We start from the raw sequence: 14,961 nt of genomic DNA, 5'->3' as shown, positions 1-14,961 counted from the left end.
CGGGTTGGGCGACTCCGAAGTCGCCCAACCCGCCCGCGGCCGCTCAGCGGTTGCACCGCCACGAGTACGGATCGGCGGCGTTCAGCACCGTCGCGTAGGCACCGCCGCCGTACTGGTCGGTGCAAGCGGCGTTGACGTTGATGCCGACCTGGTAGCCCCAGGGCGCCCGGCAGCGCCAGCTGTAGGCGTTGTGCGCGTCGGCGACCACCGCGGCCAGGCCCATCCCCGGGTTCTGGACGGTGCAGGCCCGCTGCATGTCGACACCGCCGATGACCGCCGCGTCGGCCGGCCCCGCGGTCACCACGGCCATAGCCGCCAGACCGATCGTCGCGACGACCACCCGCGACAGCAAGCTGGGCCAATGGGTTTCCATCGGAACTCCTCTCTCTTCGCGGCTCCCCGCCGCAAACCGAGCGTCCCAAGACGGCGACCCCCGGCTCCATCGCTCGCGGAGTGACGAATCGCGCCCACCACCTCATCGCGGGAGGACACCCGAATGCCGGCGAGACTGAGGGTCGACGCCGAGACGACCCTCATCCTGCGGGAGGCGTTCCACAAGATCGACGCCAACTACCGCACCGACCACTACGGCCTCTACGACTACGCGCGCGCGGTGATGAGCAAGATCGTGCCCTTGGACCACTTCTACATCGGCTTCTTCCACGGCGCGAACCGCGTCCGCTACCCGTACGGCTACGACGGCGGCATGTACACCGACCCGCAGTCCCACATCTACGGCCCGCACGGGCAAGCCGCGTGGCTCCTGCGGCACCGCCAGACGTACCGCATGCAGTACGACAACGGCGCCGCCCTCAACGCCGGCGTGGCTTCGGGCGACACCAGCCGCGCGTCGGCCGACGCGGTCACCACCCCGCTGTTCCGTCGCGGCCGCGACGGCGAGCCGACGGTGTTCGGCATCATGTCCATGCAGAGCTACCAGCCGGACACCTTCGACGACAACTCCGTGCGCGCCTTCGAATGGCTCGCCGACCTGGTCGCCCGCGTGCTGACCAAGGAAGCCGAAGACCTCGACGCGCTCCGCCGCCTCCCCGCTGACGCCGGCGACGCACCCCAGCTGGTCACGGCCGACCACATCGTCGAGTTCCTGTCCTCCCGCGTGGCGGACGTGCGCCAGCGGGCCCAGGACGCGTTGCCGGCCCAGGACATCGGCTCGCTGCGCGAAGCCCTGCAGCGCATCGTCACGGATTGCCAGCAGCTCCAGTCCGACCTGGTCGAGCTGACGCTCGACATCGACAACGGCCCCGAAGAACGTTTCAGATCGCTGACCGCGGCCGAGCAAGGTGTGGCGGTGCTGCTGAGCAGCAACATGCCGAACGACGAAATCGCCCGCGAACTGGGCATCAGCCTCCACACGGCGAAGACCCACGTCCGCAACATCCTGGCCAAGTACGCGATGCCGGGCCGCGCGGCGGTGGCGGACGACGTCCGCAAGCACCTGGCCCGCTGACTGTTGCCACATCCTGGACAGTTCAGGGACAGTTCGTCGCCTTCCCCGTCGGTACGGCCGTGCCTGTACTACAAACGGCCCTCAGGACGAGACCACCGGGGAGTGCGCATGCGGGTCGTGGCGGTCATGAACTACAAAGGCGGAGTCGGGAAGACGACGCTGACCGCGAACCTCGGCGCGGTGGCCGCCAGTCGCGGGCTGCGTGTCCTCCTCCTCGACCTCGACCCGCAGACCAACCTCACGTTCTCGTTCTACTCGATCGACGACTGGCACCACCAGCTCAAGGACAACAACCGCACGATCAAGCAGTGGTACGAGGACGAGTTGCCGGGCCGGGACACACCGCTCGCCGGTCTCGTCGTCACCCCGGAGCGGGTCAACAAGGTCCTCGACGGCACCGGCGGGCGCCTCGACCTGATCTCGTCGCACCTCGGCCTCATCGACATCGACCTGGAACTCGCGGCCCGGCTGGGCGGGGCGACCACCATCGAGACGTCGAAGCGCAAGTTCCTCGACCTGCACGGCTGCCTGCGGCGCGCGTTGCGCGACGAGCACTTCGCCGACTACGACCTGGTCCTGATCGACTGCGCCCCGAACTTCGGCATCGTCACCAAGACCGCGATCGTCGCCAGCGAACAGGTTCTCGTGCCCGCCAAGGCGGACTACCTGTCCACGCTGGGCCTGGACTACCTGGTGGGCAACTGCGCCGAACTGGTGACGCAGTTCAACGACTTCGTCAACCACCGCGGCGGCACGCAGGGCCACCGCCCGATCGACCCCGGCATCCTGGGCGTGGTGTTCACCATGGTGCAGATCTACTCGCAGCAGGTGACGCTGGCCCAGCACGCGTACATCGAGGAAGTGCGCTTGAACTCCCGGGTTCCGGTGCTGAACAGCAGGATCCGCAACAGCCCCCGCCACTTCGGCGACGCCGGCGAGAGCGGCGTACCGGCGATGCTGCGCACGGCAGGCCGGGACGAAGTCGTACGCGAATTCGACCAGCTGGCCGACGAAGTCCTCGGCGCGCTCTCCCTGCCCGGCGGCCGCCAGTGAACGACCTGAAGCAGCTGGCCGCCTTGCAGGCACGGGTGTTCGAGTTTCTGGCCCAGCAGGACGAATCGACGTTGGCGGCGATCGCCGACGGCGAAGTGCAGCTGGCCATCGCCGGCTCACAGCCGCCGCCGGAACAGGCCCAGCGGCCCCCACTGGAAAGCCTGACGGTGGCGGAACTCAAGGCGATGGCCAAGAAACGCCGCTTGCGCGGGTACAGCAAGCTCACGCGCGACGGACTCGTGGCGCTCCTCGGCGGCCCCGTCGCGAACGAACCGGCGGAAGAAGTCCGTTCCGAGGCACCACCTGTCGTCACGACGAGCCCGGACCCAGCGGCGGCAGCCATCGCGTCGCACCTGCGGGACACCGAGACCGAGGAAGAAGGCGCCGCCTACCTGCAGGCGCAGCGCCTCGACCGCGAGGGTCTGCTGGCCGTCGCGGCCGAGCTGCAGCTGACGCGCGTAGACCGCCTGAACCCGAAGGAGCTCGAGAAGAGAGTGCTCAAGCAGGCCATCGGCGCCCGGCGCAAGTTCGCCGGCCTGCGGAAGTGGTGACGGCCGACGGCCGCTCGATGCACTTGATCGGCGGCCGGCGCGTGATGGTCTCGGACCTGCTGGACGCGGGCCTGGTCCAAGCCGGCGCGAAGCTCAGGTTCAGCCGCAAGCGCATCGGCGCCACGTTCGAGGCCACGGTGACGGACCAGGGCCGCATCCGCCTGGAGCCCTCCGGCGAGGAGTTCCGATCACCCTCCCGAGCCGCCATGGTGGCGGCCGGCATGCGCGCGGTCGACGGCTGGCGCGCGTGGGTCCTGGTCGACCAGGACCGCCTGCTGGACTCGGTACGCCAGGAGTTCCTCGACAGGGCGATCTCCGCGGCCCACCGCCAACCCGAAGACACGCCCCGCCAGCGCGTCCACGAACGCCTCCGCCAGGCGCGCGCCCGCGCCGACGAACAGGACCCCGAACGCATCTCCGTCCGCGACCTCCTGGCCCTCTGGGGCGCGACGGACCGCGGCGACCAGGTCAGCCGGATCGAAGCGGACCTGGCCAACCACGGCTTGGTGACATCCCCGAGCTTCCGCGCGGTCACGCTCGACACGGTGGTCTCGCTGACCACCCCACCCGACGAGGTCGAGGACGTCCCGATCACCGAGGACGACGAAGGCGGCGACGACCTCAACGTCCGTCTGACGGTCGGAAACCTGACCCCGCTCGACGGCGTCGCCTCGGTCGGCCCGAACAGCGGGCTGGACGAAGCGATCACGAAGATGCTCCTCAACGACTATTCCCAACTGGCGGTCCTCAGCGGCCCCCGCAACGCCCGCGGCGCGGTCACCTGGCGTTCGATCACCCAAGCCCTGCACCAGAAACCGGCCGCCACGGTCGCCGACGCGATCGTCTCCGCCGAACAGGTCGCCTACGACCGCGACCTGTTCGAAGTCCTCCCGACGTTGCAGCAGCACGAGTTCGTGTTCGTCCTGAACGAGACCAAAGAGGTCAAGGGCATCGTCACGACCGCGGACGTGGCCCACCGCTACGGCGAAATGGCCACGCCGTACTTCCTGCTGGGCGAACTGGACCAGACACTGCGCTGGATCCTGAGCCGCGGCCTCGACCTCCCAGCGGTCCAACCCCACTGCAGCAGACCGGTGAAGAGCTTCGACGACCTGGCGTTCGGCGACTACCAGCGAATCCTGGAGAACAAGGAGATCTGGCAGAAACTGGGCTGGCCCTTGGACCGCCAGACCTTCACGTCCCGTTTGGAGAAGATCCGCCTGATCCGCAACAAGGTGATGCACTTCCACCCGGACCCGGTCTCCGAAGACGCGATCAAGAAGCTCAGAAACTTCGCGAAGCTGCTGCACCAGTACCGCGACCCGACCTGAAGTCGCACACAAAAAGGCCCGCACCTATGAGGTGCGGGCCTTTCAGATTGTGGAGCTGAGGGGAATCGAACCCCTGACCTTCTCGATGCGAACGAGACGCGCTACCAACTGCGCTACAGCCCCTTGGTTGTGCTCGTAGAGCTTAGCAGTGCCCCACGAGCACCCCACGCAGGGGGGTCACTCTCCCACCGCACGCCGATAAGGCCCGGTCCCAGGCTCATCGAGCTCCTCGAACGCCGGGTCCTCATCATCGAGATCGACCACCACGGCACTGCGCCGGATCCGCGACGTAGTAGGCGAAGGACGACGCTCGACGACCTCCCGGCGAACCGGCTCGACCACCTCGACGTCCTCGGCGTGGTCCTCCTCCTCGACCGGAGCGGACTCCTCCACCGAAGCACGCCGAGGTGCACGAGTGCTGTTGAAGCGAGCGAGCCGACGCTGCCGGATCTCCTCCTCGATGCGCACCTGCCGGCGCAGGTACACGAGGTACCCGACGAGCACGACGTCGACGATCGCGTGGCCCCACCAGACCAGCGGCACGAGGAAGCCGGCGACCGCGGCCGTCGCGACCGCGATCACGAGCAGGATGACGACGACCCGCTGCCGGAAGCCGTACTTCGCCCGCGCCGCGATCTCGGCCGCTTCGGGGTCGAAGCCGCCCCGGCCCGGGCGGTAGCCCGGCCGGTCGCGTTCAGCGCGAGAGGCGCGCGACTCGCGCTTCGGCTGCGGAAGCGGCTCGGGGTCGGGCTCCGGATCCTCGAAGTCGTCCTCGAGTTCGAGGTCCGCTTCCAGCTCCGCGAGGTCGTCCTCGACCGACGGCCGGGTCTTCTCGGGACTGTCGGACATGGCGAATTCCTCCCGGTCTTCGTTGCGTCCACCACCACCACTGCGCACGACCCTGGCCGCCATCGCGGAGTCGGTCGTCCTCGCGACCTGCTGCCGCTTGCGCGCGACCATGGGCACGAGAACGACGAGCCATGCCGCGGCGAGCGCGACGATGATCACCGAGCTGGGCATCTCCCGTCACCTCCCCCGATCCTTCACCTGAAATCACGCTAGTCACAGGAGTAACAGATCGGACGGAGGCTCGCCGGGTTGGATCACGGAAATGCCTCACCGGATTAGGTGAATCTCACAGCATGTGGTAACGCGGCTACCGACCCAGGTGGGTAATCACGGTCAGGCGTAGTCGGCTCGACCCGCCGCGACCAGCCGGGACACCAGCCCGGGCCCGGTCTCTTCCCGCGTCACGGCGAAGCAGTAGTGGTCCCGCCAGGCCCCGGCGACGTCGAGGTAGCGCTCGAACAGCCCCTCCTGCCGGTACCCGGCTTTGGTAAGAACTCGCAGGCTGGCGGCGTTTTCCGGCCGCACGGTGGCCTCCAGCCGGTGCAGGCCGGCCGGGCCGAAGGCGTGGTCGGTGACGAGGGCGACGGCGGCCGTCGCGACCCCGCCGCGGACCACGTCGGACGACACCCAGTAGCCGATCCAGGCGGACCGCAGCGACGCCCGGATGACGTTACCCACAGTGATCTGTCCCGCGAGTCGCCCGTCCAGGGTGATCGTGAACGGCAGGCACTGACCACGCCGAGCGAGCGAACGCAGCGCCGCCCACTGCGATGGCCATGACCAGAAGGCGTTGCGTTCCGGCCACGGGCCGACGCCGGTCGGCTCCCACATCTCGAGGTGTGCCCGGTCCCGGAGCCGGATCCGGCTCCACTCGCCCGCGTCGCGCAGCCGGACCGGCCGGATCGCGACCACGCCGGCGGGCACCCGCAGCGGGCCGAGCCGCGCCGGCCAGCCCGGGTGCCTGCTCTCGACCGGGTAGGACACGCCGGACACGGAGTTCATCAGGCCCGTTGCGCCAGGAAGGTGACCTGGACCTGCTCGCCGGCGGCGACTTCCGTCAGCTCTTCCGGCACGTTGATCAGGCAGTTCGCCTCGGCCAGCGACGCGAGCAGGTGCGCCCCGGACTGTCCGAGCGGCTGGACCAGGTACTCGCCGTTGGCCTCGTCGCGCAGCAGCTGGCCGCGCAGGAAGCCGCGCCGGTCCTCGGTCGACGTGATCGGCGACAGCAGCCGCGCGCCGACGATCCGCCGGTGCGGGTTGCGGGTCCCGCGCGCCGCCCGGATCAGCGGTCGCACCAGCACCTCGAACACCACCAGCGCGCTCATCGGGTTGCCCGGCAGCAGGAACGTCGGCACCGAATCGGGGCCGAGCCTGCCGAACCCCTGCACCGAGCCGGGGTGCATCGCGACGCGGGTCAGGTCGATCCGGCCGAGGTCGGACAGCGCGGCGTGGACCTCGTCACCCGTCGTGCCCCCGGCGCCGCCGGCGACCACCACGATCTCCGACATCAGGAGCCGTCCCTCGACGATCTCCCGCAGCCGCTTCGGCTCGCTGGGCACGATGCCGACCCGGCTGACCTCGGCGCCCGCGTCCCGGGCGGCCGCGGCCAGCGCGTAGGAGTTGACGTCGTAGACCTGCCCGACCGACGGCGTCCGGTCGATGTCGACCAGCTCGTCGCCGACCGACACGATCGAGACTCGCGGCCGTGGGTAGACCAGCACCTTCGCGCGGCCGACCGCGGCGAGCAGGCCGACCTGCGCCGAGCCGATGGTGTCGCCGTTGCGCACCGCGACGTCGCCGATCTGGACGTCCTCACCGGCCCGCCGCACGTACCCGGCCGAGGGCACCGAGCGGTGCACGGTGACCTTGGCCTGGTGCCCGTCGGTGTAGGCGAGCGGGACGACGGCGTCGGCGAGCGTCGGCAGCGGCGCGCCGGTGTCGACGCGCACGGCCTGGCCGGGCTGCAGGCGCCGCGGCTGGCGCGAGCCCGCCGCGATCTCCCCGACCACCGGCAGTTGCACCGGCTCCTGCCCGGCCGTGCGCACGTCGACGCTGCGCACCGCGTACCCGTCGATCGCGGCCTGGTCGAACCCGGGCAGCGCGTGCTCGGCGACGACCTCCTCGGCGCAGAGCAGGCCCTGGGCCTCGGAGATCGCCACCCGCACCGGCCGGGGCCGGACGGCGGCGTCCAGCGTCATGGAGATCTGCGCGTCGACCGAGCGGAACTCGGCCTCCTCCTCGGCCACTTCGGGCCGTGCCGCGTCGAGGGATTCCGTCATGGGCGATCTGTCCCGATCCGTTCCGTCAGCCACGCCCGTAAAGATGGACCGTACTCGGGCGTTTCAAGCGCGAAATCGACCGCGGCGCGCAGGAAACCACCCGGATTCCCCAGGTCGTGGCGTCCGCCGCGGTGGACGACGACGTGCACCGGGTGTCCTTCGGCGATCAGCAGCGCCACGGCGTCGGTCAGCTGCAGCTCGCCGCCGCTGCCCGGCGTGATCCGCTTCAGCGCGTCGAAGATCGCCCGGTCGAGCAGGTAGCGACCGGCCGCGGCGTACGTCGACGGCGCGTCCTCCGGCTTCGGCTTCTCGACCATCCCGTGCACGCGCTTGACGTCTTCGTCGTCGGTGTCGCTGACGTCGAACACGCCGTACGGGGAGATCTCGGCCTTCGGGATGTCGAACGCGCAGAGCACGCTGCCGCCGTGTTCGGCGCGGACCGCGCTCATCCGCTCGAGCACGCCGGTCGGCAGCACGAGGTCGTCCGGGAGCAGCACGGCGACGGCCTCGTCGTCGGGCGTCAGGTTCGGCTCGGCCTGCGCGACGGCGTGGCCGAGGCCGAGGGCCTGCTCCTGGATGGCGGTCTCGACGGCGAGCAGCGCGGGCCCGCGGCGGACCTTCTCGAGCAGCTCGTCCTTGCCCTTGGCTTTGAGGTTCTCCTCCAGTTCGGGCTGCGTCTCGAAGTACTTGACGACGGCTTCCTTGCCCGGCGAAGTGACGATGACCAGGCGTTCCGCTCCGGCGGCGGCGGCCTCGGCCGCGACCAGCTCGATGCCCGGTGTGTCGACCACGGGCAGCAGTTCCTTGGGCACGGCCTTCGTCGCCGGGAGGAACCGTGTCCCGAGCCCGGCGGCAGGCACGATGGCGGTTCTGAACGTCTGGGTGGTTGCGGCGCCCGTCATGGGCGCAAAGCCTAACGTGAGGTCATGCACGCGCTGGGCAATGAGCACCTGAGCAAAGCGGAGTGGCGCGACCGGCTGAAGCGCGCACGGGCGGACCAGACCGCCGAATCGCACGCCACCGAGGCGTCGGCCCTGGTCAACGCGGTGTCGAAGGTCACATCCGGCACGGTGTGCGCGTACCTCCCGTTCGGGACCGAACCGGGCACGGCGGCGCTCGCCGACGCGCTGGCCGCCGGGGGCGCGCGCGTGCTGCTGCCGGTCATCCAGCCGGAACCCGGCCCGCTCGAGTGGGCCGAGTACACCGGCGAAGCCGATCTCGTGCCCAGCCGGTTCCGCGGGATCCGCGAACCGGGCGGAAAATGCCTGGGTGTCGAGGCCGTGCGGGCGGCGGAGCTGATCTTGGTGCCCGCGCTGGCCGTGGATCGCCGGGGCGTCCGGCTCGGCCGCGGCGCCGGTCACTACGATCGTTCGCTGGTGTTCGCCGAGGCCGGCGCGACGCTGCTGGCGGTCGTCCGGGACGCGGAACTGGTCGACCGGCTGCCCGGGGAGCCCCACGACGTGCGGATGACCGGGGCCTTGACCCCGGGTCGAGGCGTGGTCGAGCTGCCGATGTGAGCAACCTGGAATTGCTTTAGGGGAATGTCTTCAAGCACAATCGGGTTGGCACTCTGGTCGGATGAGTGCCAGCAAAGGAGCCGTCAGTGCCTACGTACCAGTACGCCTGCAAAGAATGCGACCATCGGTTCGAAGCCGTGCAGTCGTTCTCGGACCCGAGCCTGACCGTCTGCCCGCAGTGCTCCGGCACGCTGCGCAAGGTCTTCAGCTCGGTCGGCGTCGTCTTCAAGGGGAGCGGGTTCTACCGCACGGACTCGCGCGACTCGGCGAAGTCGAGCACCGCCGCGACGCCGGCGAAGTCCGAGACCAAGACGGAGTCGAAGTCCGAGTCGAAGTCGGACACGAGCTCGACATCCTCCTCCTCGGGTACGACGAAAACCGCTGCCGCGGCTTCCTGAGCCACGGAGTTGTCCACAGCACCCCGGTTGTCCACAGGTGCCGGACGAGGCCCTTCCGGCGGCCCGTCCGGCTTCCCTAACGTCGATCCGGTGCGGCAAGCCGTCGCACCCGATCCGACCGAGGGGGCACCGTGGACGCACTGGCGAGGTTCCACCCACCCGACTTGTCCCGGCTGCGAGGCCGGCGGACGCGGCTGATCCGCCGCTGGCTCGCCGCCTGCCTGCTGCTGGCCGGTGCGCTGCTCTTCCTCCACCCCGGTTCCGCGCGGGGTGCGCCGACGAACCCGACCGTCGTCGCGGCGCACGACCTGCCCGCCGGCGCGGCCCTGCGTGCCGCCGACGTCCGGCTGGCCTTCCTCCCCGACGACGCCCGTCCCTCGGGCGCGCTGAGCTCCCTCGACCTCGTCGACGGGCGCTCGTCGGCCGGTGCCGTCCGCGCCGGCGAGCCGCTGACCGACGTCCGGCTGGCCCCCATCCCCGCACCGGGTGATCCGGGCACCGCGACCGTGCCGGTCCGGCTGGCCGATGCCGCCGTCGCCGAGCTGCTGACACCGGGAAGCCGCGTGGACGTCGTCGCGGCGCCGGAGCCCGGCGTACCTGCTTCCGTGCTGGCCGAGGGGGCCACGATCGTGACGATCGGGCACCAGGACCCGTCCGCGGCGAAGGGGCCCTTGGTCTTGCTGAGGCTGCCGGAGGCGAGCGCGACGAGGGTGGCGGCGATTTCACTGGAGCGTCCGGTAACGGTTACTCTCCGCTAGCCCCCCACCAGCCCGTTCTCGAGGAGAGCAAGTGTTCAAGGGTTTCAAAGACTTCCTGATGCGCGGCAACGTCGTCGACCTCGCCGTCGCGGTGGTCATCGGCTCGGCGTTCACGGCGATCGTCACGGCGTTCACCAACGGCCTCATCAAGCCGCTGATCAGCACGATCGGCGGCACGGACGCCGCGAAGGGCCTCGGCTACCAGATCTTCGACAACAACGAGGCCACGTTCCTGGACTTCGGCGGCGTGATCAACGCGGCGATCAACTTCGTGCTGGTCGCGGCGGTGGTTTACTTCGTGATCGTGCTGCCGGTGAAGCACGTCCAGGAGCGGCGCAAGCGCGGCCAGGAGCCGGGCCCGTCCGAGCCCACCGACGTCGAGCTGCTCATCGAGATCCGCGACCTGCTGCGTGCCCAGGCCCAGCGCGACAACGGCCGCGACTGAGCCCGCTCAGCGATCGTGGTGCGGTGGCCGGTTCTCCCGGTACCAGTCGTCCGGGAGACCGGTGCGCCGCTCGGGATCGCGCTCGTCGGAAGTCGTCTCGGGCAGGACGTCCCCGAAGATCTCGTCGACCCGGCGGCGCCGCTCGCTGCTGGTCTGGGGTTCCCGCTGTTCTCCCGGCATGGCCCCAGTGTCCCACGAAGCGTTGATTGACAACTCCAGAGCGAACCCCGAGCGGCAGGCCCGCTCACCTGTGGATCAGACCTCTTCGAGGCCCGAAAGCTCGTCGATCACGTGCGGAACGAGCGAGGTCAGCGTCGCCATCCCGTCGCGCACCGCGGACCGCGACCCGGCCAGGTTGACCACGAGGGTGCTCCCCGAAACTCCGGCGAGCCCCCGCGAGATCCCGGCGTCGACCGCGCCGGCGGCGAGGCCGGACGCGCGGATCGCCTCGCTGATCCCCGGGATCGGGCGGTCGAGCACACCGGCGGTGGCGTCGGGCGTCCGGTCGCGCGGCAGCACCCCGGTGCCGCCGACGGTGATCACCAGGTCGGCGCCGCCGATCACGGCCGTGTTGAGCGCGTTGCGGATACCAGTGGTCTCGGCGTCGACGACCACCACACCGTCGACGATGAAGCCCGCTTCTTCGAGCAGCTCCGTGACGAGCGGGCCGCTGGTGTCCTCGTGCTCGCCGTGCGCCACGCGATCGTCCACGATGACCACGAGGGCCCGGCCCAGCCGTTGTGCACTCCGTTCCATGGCGCCCACCGTAGTCGGTTTCGGCCGTCCGGCGGCGGGAGGTGCCGGGTGAGTTCTGACGATCCGGTGACGTGGCCGCGCAGCCCTCGGCAAGGCCCCGTGCGGCCGCCTAGCGTGACCGGTGTGCGCGTACTGGTCACCGGCGGAGCCGGGTTCATCGGGTCACACATCGCCGACTTGCTCGCCGACGGCGGTGACGACGTCGTGGTGCTCGACAACCTGCTCCCGACGGCGCACGGCTCCCGCACGCCACCGGCGTACACCGGCAGGCACCGGTTCCTGCGCGGCGACGTCACCGACATCGAGATCGTCGCGGAACTGCTCGACGGCGCCGACGCGGTGTGCCACCAGGCGGCGGTGGTCGGGCACGGCATCGACCCGTCGGACGCGCCTTCGTACGCCCTGCACAACGACTACGGCACGGCGGTGCTGCTGGCCGCGATGCACGCGGCGGACGTGCGGAAGCTGGTGCTGGCGTCGTCGATGGTCGTCTACGGCGAAGGCCGCTACGCCTGCCCGGACCACGGCGTGGTGCCGCCGTCGCCGCGCCGCGCGTCCGATGTGGACGCCGGCCGCTTCGAGCCGCGGTGCCCGTCCTGCGACACCGAGCTGGCGTGGCAGCTGGTGCCCGAGGACGCCCCGCTGAACCCCCGCAGCACGTACGCGGCGACGAAGCTCGCACAGGAGCACCTGGCCGGCGCCTGGGCCCGGCAAACGGGCGGCAGCGTCTGGGCGATGCGCTACCACAACGTCTACGGCCCACGGATGCCGCAGAACACCCCGTACGCGGGGGTGGCGTCACTGTTCCGGTCGTCACTGGTGCGCGGCGAGGCCCCGCGGGTCCTCGAGGACGGCGGTCAGCAGCGCGACTTCGTCCACGTCCACGACGTCGCCAGGGCGAACGTCCTGGCACTCAGGACACCCGGCCCGGAAGCCGACCTCACCCCGCTGAACATCTGCTCCGGCACCCCGCACACGGTCGGCGAACTGGCGGTGGAACTGGCCCGCGCATGCGACGGCCCGGCCCCCCAGGTGGTCGGCGGCGCCCGCGCGGCCGACGTCCGCCACGTGGTGGCCGACCCCGCCCGCGCCCGCGAACTGCTGGGCTTCACCGCGGAAATCGGCTTCGAGAAGGGCATGACGGACTTCGCCACGGCGGAGCTGCGCGACCCGGTGTCTCCCTAGAGCCGGGCCAGGCGGGCCTTCGCGCCCCGCATGGCCCAGATCACCCTTGCCAGCCCTCCCCCCTTCGACGTACAGTATTCTGTACGTCGAAGGGAGGAGTGTCTGTGAAGACCATGAGCTACTCCGAGTCTCGCGCGAAGTACGCCGAGACGCTCGACTCCGTGGTCAACGACCGCGAAGAGGTCGTGATCACTCGCGCCGGGCACGAACCGGTCGTGATTGTTTCCCTTGACGACTACCAGTCGCTCAAGGAAACCGCCTATCTGCTTCGCAGCCCTGAGAACGCGCGACGTTTGATCACGGCAATCGAGCGGCTGGAGTCCGGCGGCGGGACACAGCACGAACTTGTGGAATGAAGCTGGTTTGGGACGAGCTCGCTTGGCATGACTACCTCTGGTGGCAGACCGAAGACCGGAAGGTTCTCAAGCGCATCAACGCACTGCTCGAGGATGTCCGGCGGAACGGCAACGAGGGTCTCGGCAAACCTGAACCCCTGAAGCACGGCTTCCAGGGTTACTGGTCACGCCGGATCACAGACGAGCACCGGCTCGTCTACAAGATCGCCGAAGACGAGATTCGCATCGCGGCCTGTCGCTACCACTACGGGAAGTAGTTCAGGACATCGCCAGCGGCAGCCGCACCTCGAACCGGCACCCCGGGCCGTGGTTGTGGACGCCGATCTTCCCGCGGTGCGCCTCGACCAGGCCCTTGGTGATGGCCAGCCCGAGCCCGCCGCCGCTGGTCGTCCCGCCGCGTTCCGGTGTCCGCGCCTGCGTCCCGCGGAAAGCGACGTCGAAGACGCGGGTGATCTCGTCGTCCGGGATGCCACCGCACGAGTCGTCGACGGCGAGCAGGGCTTCGTCGCCGTCGACGCCGATCTGCACCGCGACCGTGCCGTCGGGCGGGGTGTGCCGGATCGCGTTGGAGACCAGGTTCCGCACGATCCGGGCCAGTTCCGGGTCGCTGCCGGTCACGACCGGCCAGGTCGAGGCGTTGGCGAGCACCCGCACGCGCTTCTGCTCGGCGACCGGGGACTGGGCGGCGACGGCGTCGCTGACGACGTCCCGCAGCGGCACCGCGGACATGGTGAGTTCGAGCGCGCCCGCCGTGATCCGGGAGAGTTCGAACAGGTCGCCGACCATCGCGGACAGCCGGGTGGTCTCGCCGGTGATCCGCTGGGCGTAGTCGGCGACCTCGTCGCGTTCGGACACCACACCGTCGGCCAGCGCCTCGGCCATCGCCTGGATGCCGGCCAGCGGGCTGCGCAGGTCGTGGCTGATCCAGGCGACGAGCTCGCGGCGGGACGCCTCGGCCGCGCGTTCGCGATCGCGCGCTTCCCGCTCCCACACGCTGCGGCGTGCGACGGCCCGGCCGAAGGCGATCGCCGCGGGCACCGTGACCAGCGCGACGAGCAGGCAGACCAGCAGCATCGTGGTCAGCGCCGGGGTGAACATGAACCCGCTGATGCCGAGCACGCCGACCAGCGTGGCGACCACCGGGATCAGCACCAGCACGGTGAGCGTGGTGGCGAGCGAGCCGCGGCGCAGCACGTAGAGCACCACTCCGCCCAGCACGGCCACCGGGAGCGCGAAGAGCAACGCGACCGGCAGGATGTGCCAGATGTGAGCGACGATCTCGTCGAAGGACTCACCGGGTTCGATCACGGTTGCTCCCGGTCGTAGCGGTAGCCGACACCCCACACGGTCGCCACCCGGGCCGGCTTGGCCGGGTCGCGCTCGATCTTTTCGCGCAACCGTCGCACGTGGACGGTCACCGTGGACTGGTCGCCGAAGTCCCAGCCCCACACCTTCTCGAGCAGGTCCGCGCGCGAGTAGGCGACGCCGGGGTGGGCGAGGAAGAACGCCAGCAGGTCGAACTCCCGGGTGGTGAGCGGCAGTTCGCGGCCGGCGAGCGTCGCGGTGCGCGCGCTCATCTGCAGGCGCAGATCGCCGTCCGCCAGTTCCGCGGCGGCCGGTTGCGGGCGCGGCATCCGCGCGCGGCGCAGCACGGAGGCGACGCGGAGGGCGAGTTCCTTGGGGCTGAACGGTTTCGTCACGTAGTCGTCGGCGCCGAGCTGGAGCCCGGCGATCCGGTTCTCCTCCTCGCCGAGCGCGGTGAGCATGACGATCGGCACCTGGCTGACCTGGCGCAGCCGCTTGCACACCTCGAGGCCGTTGATCCCCGGCATCATGACGTCGAGGACGACGAGGTCGGGCTCGTGGGCGGCGAACTTGGCCAGCCCTTCGGCGCCGTCGCCGGCCTGGTCGACGGTGAACCCGGCCACCTCCAGGTAGCGGCGGACGACGTCGCGGACCGTCTCGTCGTCGTCGACCACGAGCACCCGCCCGGCCTGATCGTTCATCACGTCTCC

At 70.3% G+C, this 14,961-nt stretch carries 20 protein-coding genes and 1 tRNA gene; 11 read left to right on the top strand and 10 right to left on the bottom strand.

Translation table 11 applies throughout. The features are described 5' to 3' along the window. Positions 1-43: 43 nt before the first annotated feature. Complete coding sequence (locus tag ACLJQM_RS09250; protein ID WP_410630752.1) at positions 44-373, bottom strand: hypothetical protein; 330 nt, start codon at positions 371-373, stop codon at positions 44-46. A 123-nt stretch (positions 374-496) separates the two neighbouring features. On the opposite strand from ACLJQM_RS09250, the gene ACLJQM_RS09245 reads away from it, so the two are divergent. The 4 genes from ACLJQM_RS09245 (at position 497) to ACLJQM_RS09230 (ending at position 4,403) form a co-directional block, all read left to right on the top strand. After that, positions 497-1,468, top strand: a complete 972-nt coding sequence (locus ACLJQM_RS09245) for a LuxR C-terminal-related transcriptional regulator (protein WP_410630750.1) — start codon at positions 497-499, stop codon at positions 1,466-1,468. 108 nt (positions 1,469-1,576) lie between these two features. Beyond that, entirely contained in the window at positions 1,577-2,521 is a 945-nt protein-coding gene (locus ACLJQM_RS09240; protein WP_410630749.1) for a ParA family protein, read from the top strand. Next, positions 2,518-3,072, top strand: a complete 555-nt coding sequence (locus ACLJQM_RS09235; protein ID WP_410630748.1) for a hypothetical protein — start codon at positions 2,518-2,520, stop codon at positions 3,070-3,072. The genes ACLJQM_RS09240 and ACLJQM_RS09235 overlap by 4 nt, the downstream gene beginning before the upstream one ends. Continuing rightward, positions 3,066-4,403 (top strand): hypothetical protein, encoded by a 1,338-nt coding sequence (locus ACLJQM_RS09230; protein WP_410630747.1) that lies wholly within the window; start codon positions 3,066-3,068, stop codon positions 4,401-4,403. Before ACLJQM_RS09235 ends, ACLJQM_RS09230 begins: the two co-directional genes overlap by 7 nt. Positions 4,404-4,453: 50 nt before the next feature. On the opposite strand, the gene ACLJQM_RS09225 is transcribed toward ACLJQM_RS09230, so the two are convergent. From ACLJQM_RS09225 to ACLJQM_RS09205, 5 genes are all read right to left on the bottom strand, one after another. Further along, positions 4,454-4,526, bottom strand: a tRNA-Ala gene (locus ACLJQM_RS09225). A 54-nt stretch (positions 4,527-4,580) separates the two neighbouring features. After that, positions 4,581-5,423, bottom strand: a complete 843-nt coding sequence (glpR, locus tag ACLJQM_RS09220; RefSeq protein ID WP_410630746.1) for a gephyrin-like molybdotransferase receptor GlpR — start codon at positions 5,421-5,423, stop codon at positions 4,581-4,583. Between the two features lie 162 nt (positions 5,424-5,585). Further along, positions 5,586-6,254, bottom strand: a complete 669-nt coding sequence (locus tag ACLJQM_RS09215; RefSeq protein ID WP_360777231.1) for a GNAT family N-acetyltransferase — start codon at positions 6,252-6,254, stop codon at positions 5,586-5,588. Then, positions 6,254-7,531, bottom strand: a complete 1,278-nt coding sequence (glp, locus tag ACLJQM_RS09210; protein ID WP_247018206.1) for a gephyrin-like molybdotransferase Glp — start codon at positions 7,529-7,531, stop codon at positions 6,254-6,256. Before glp ends, ACLJQM_RS09215 begins: the two co-directional genes overlap by 1 nt. Continuing rightward, on the bottom strand, positions 7,528-8,433 hold the full coding sequence (locus ACLJQM_RS09205; RefSeq protein WP_247018204.1) for a UTP--glucose-1-phosphate uridylyltransferase: 906 nt from the start codon (positions 8,431-8,433) through the stop codon (positions 7,528-7,530). The genes glp and ACLJQM_RS09205 overlap by 4 nt, the downstream gene beginning before the upstream one ends. A gap of 24 nt (positions 8,434-8,457) precedes the next feature. On the opposite strand from ACLJQM_RS09205, the gene ACLJQM_RS09200 reads away from it, so the two are divergent. The 4 genes from ACLJQM_RS09200 (at position 8,458) to mscL (ending at position 10,649) form a co-directional block, all read left to right on the top strand. Further along, on the top strand, positions 8,458-9,048 hold the full coding sequence (locus ACLJQM_RS09200; RefSeq protein WP_410630745.1) for a 5-formyltetrahydrofolate cyclo-ligase: 591 nt from the start codon (positions 8,458-8,460) through the stop codon (positions 9,046-9,048). Positions 9,049-9,134: 86 nt separating this feature from the next. Beyond that, on the top strand, positions 9,135-9,446 hold the full coding sequence (locus ACLJQM_RS09195; RefSeq protein WP_247018200.1) for an FmdB family zinc ribbon protein: 312 nt from the start codon (positions 9,135-9,137) through the stop codon (positions 9,444-9,446). A gap of 131 nt (positions 9,447-9,577) precedes the next feature. Then, positions 9,578-10,204, top strand: coding sequence for an SAF domain-containing protein (locus ACLJQM_RS09190; RefSeq protein WP_410630744.1), 627 nt, complete (start codon positions 9,578-9,580; stop codon positions 10,202-10,204). Positions 10,205-10,235: 31 nt separating this feature from the next. Continuing rightward, complete coding sequence (gene mscL, locus ACLJQM_RS09185) at positions 10,236-10,649, top strand: large-conductance mechanosensitive channel protein MscL (protein WP_086678717.1); 414 nt, start codon at positions 10,236-10,238, stop codon at positions 10,647-10,649. Between the two features lie 6 nt (positions 10,650-10,655). Here mscL and ACLJQM_RS09180 read toward each other — a convergent pair whose 3' ends face one another. Next, positions 10,656-10,829, bottom strand: coding sequence for a hypothetical protein (locus tag ACLJQM_RS09180; RefSeq protein WP_247018196.1), 174 nt, complete (start codon positions 10,827-10,829; stop codon positions 10,656-10,658). A 75-nt stretch (positions 10,830-10,904) separates the two neighbouring features. Then, positions 10,905-11,405: a molybdenum cofactor biosynthesis protein B gene (locus ACLJQM_RS09175; protein WP_086861534.1), complete on the bottom strand. Its 501-nt coding sequence runs from the start codon at positions 11,403-11,405 to the stop codon at positions 10,905-10,907. Between the two features lie 123 nt (positions 11,406-11,528). Between ACLJQM_RS09175 and ACLJQM_RS09170 the strand changes: the two genes are divergently transcribed. The 3 genes from ACLJQM_RS09170 (at position 11,529) to ACLJQM_RS09160 (ending at position 13,203) form a co-directional block, all read left to right on the top strand. Continuing rightward, positions 11,529-12,590 carry an NAD-dependent epimerase/dehydratase family protein gene (locus ACLJQM_RS09170; protein WP_360777238.1) on the top strand — a complete coding sequence of 354 codons (1,062 nt, stop codon included), beginning with the start codon at positions 11,529-11,531 and terminating at the stop codon, positions 12,588-12,590. A 113-nt stretch (positions 12,591-12,703) separates the two neighbouring features. After that, positions 12,704-12,946, top strand: coding sequence for a type II toxin-antitoxin system Phd/YefM family antitoxin (locus ACLJQM_RS09165; protein WP_229907886.1), 243 nt, complete (start codon positions 12,704-12,706; stop codon positions 12,944-12,946). Beyond that, positions 12,943-13,203: a Txe/YoeB family addiction module toxin gene (locus ACLJQM_RS09160; protein ID WP_247018192.1), complete on the top strand. Its 261-nt coding sequence runs from the start codon at positions 12,943-12,945 to the stop codon at positions 13,201-13,203. Before ACLJQM_RS09165 ends, ACLJQM_RS09160 begins: the two co-directional genes overlap by 4 nt. A gap of 1 nt (position 13,204) precedes the next feature. Here the strand turns inward: ACLJQM_RS09160 and ACLJQM_RS09155 are convergent, their stop codons facing one another. Both ACLJQM_RS09155 and ACLJQM_RS09150 read right to left on the bottom strand, forming a co-directional pair. Next, entirely contained in the window at positions 13,205-14,254 is a 1,050-nt protein-coding gene (locus ACLJQM_RS09155; RefSeq protein WP_247018190.1) for a sensor histidine kinase, read from the bottom strand. Next, positions 14,251-14,952: a response regulator transcription factor gene (locus ACLJQM_RS09150; protein ID WP_360777243.1), complete on the bottom strand. Its 702-nt coding sequence runs from the start codon at positions 14,950-14,952 to the stop codon at positions 14,251-14,253. Before ACLJQM_RS09150 ends, ACLJQM_RS09155 begins: the two co-directional genes overlap by 4 nt. Between the last annotated feature and the right edge of the window lie 9 nt (positions 14,953-14,961).

Source organism: Amycolatopsis sp. cmx-4-83, assembly GCF_046548815.1.
In the GTDB taxonomy this organism is placed as follows: Bacteria; Actinomycetota; Actinomycetes; order Mycobacteriales; family Pseudonocardiaceae; genus Amycolatopsis; species Amycolatopsis pretoriensis_A.
The sequence above is the reverse complement of the archived record's forward strand: the minus strand, read 5'-3'. Positions and strand labels throughout refer to the sequence as shown.

Excerpts from the sequence above, each read along its gene's own strand:
- ACLJQM_RS09250 (WP_410630752.1), bottom strand. The coding sequence starts at position 373 with ATGGAAACCCATTGGCCCAGCTTGCTGTCGCGGGTGGTCGTCGCGACG.
- ACLJQM_RS09245 (WP_410630750.1), top strand. The coding sequence starts at position 497 with ATGCCGGCGAGACTGAGGGTCGACGCCGAGACGACCCTCATCCTGCGG.
- ACLJQM_RS09240 (WP_410630749.1), top strand. The coding sequence starts at position 1,577 with ATGCGGGTCGTGGCGGTCATGAACTACAAAGGCGGAGTCGGGAAGACG.
- glpR (WP_410630746.1), bottom strand. The coding sequence starts at position 5,423 with ATGCCCAGCTCGGTGATCATCGTCGCGCTCGCCGCGGCATGGCTCGTC.
- ACLJQM_RS09215 (WP_360777231.1), bottom strand. The coding sequence starts at position 6,254 with ATGAACTCCGTGTCCGGCGTGTCCTACCCGGTCGAGAGCAGGCACCCG.
- glp (WP_247018206.1), bottom strand. The coding sequence starts at position 7,531 with ATGACGGAATCCCTCGACGCGGCACGGCCCGAAGTGGCCGAGGAGGAG.
- ACLJQM_RS09205 (WP_247018204.1), bottom strand. The coding sequence starts at position 8,433 with ATGACGGGCGCCGCAACCACCCAGACGTTCAGAACCGCCATCGTGCCT.
- ACLJQM_RS09200 (WP_410630745.1), top strand. The coding sequence starts at position 8,458 with ATGCACGCGCTGGGCAATGAGCACCTGAGCAAAGCGGAGTGGCGCGAC.
- ACLJQM_RS09180 (WP_247018196.1), bottom strand. The coding sequence starts at position 10,829 with ATGCCGGGAGAACAGCGGGAACCCCAGACCAGCAGCGAGCGGCGCCGC.
- ACLJQM_RS09175 (WP_086861534.1), bottom strand. The coding sequence starts at position 11,405 with ATGGAACGGAGTGCACAACGGCTGGGCCGGGCCCTCGTGGTCATCGTG.
- ACLJQM_RS09165 (WP_229907886.1), top strand. The coding sequence starts at position 12,704 with ATGAGCTACTCCGAGTCTCGCGCGAAGTACGCCGAGACGCTCGACTCC.
- ACLJQM_RS09160 (WP_247018192.1), top strand. The coding sequence starts at position 12,943 with ATGAAGCTGGTTTGGGACGAGCTCGCTTGGCATGACTACCTCTGGTGG.
- ACLJQM_RS09150 (WP_360777243.1), bottom strand. The coding sequence starts at position 14,952 with ATGAACGATCAGGCCGGGCGGGTGCTCGTGGTCGACGACGACGAGACG.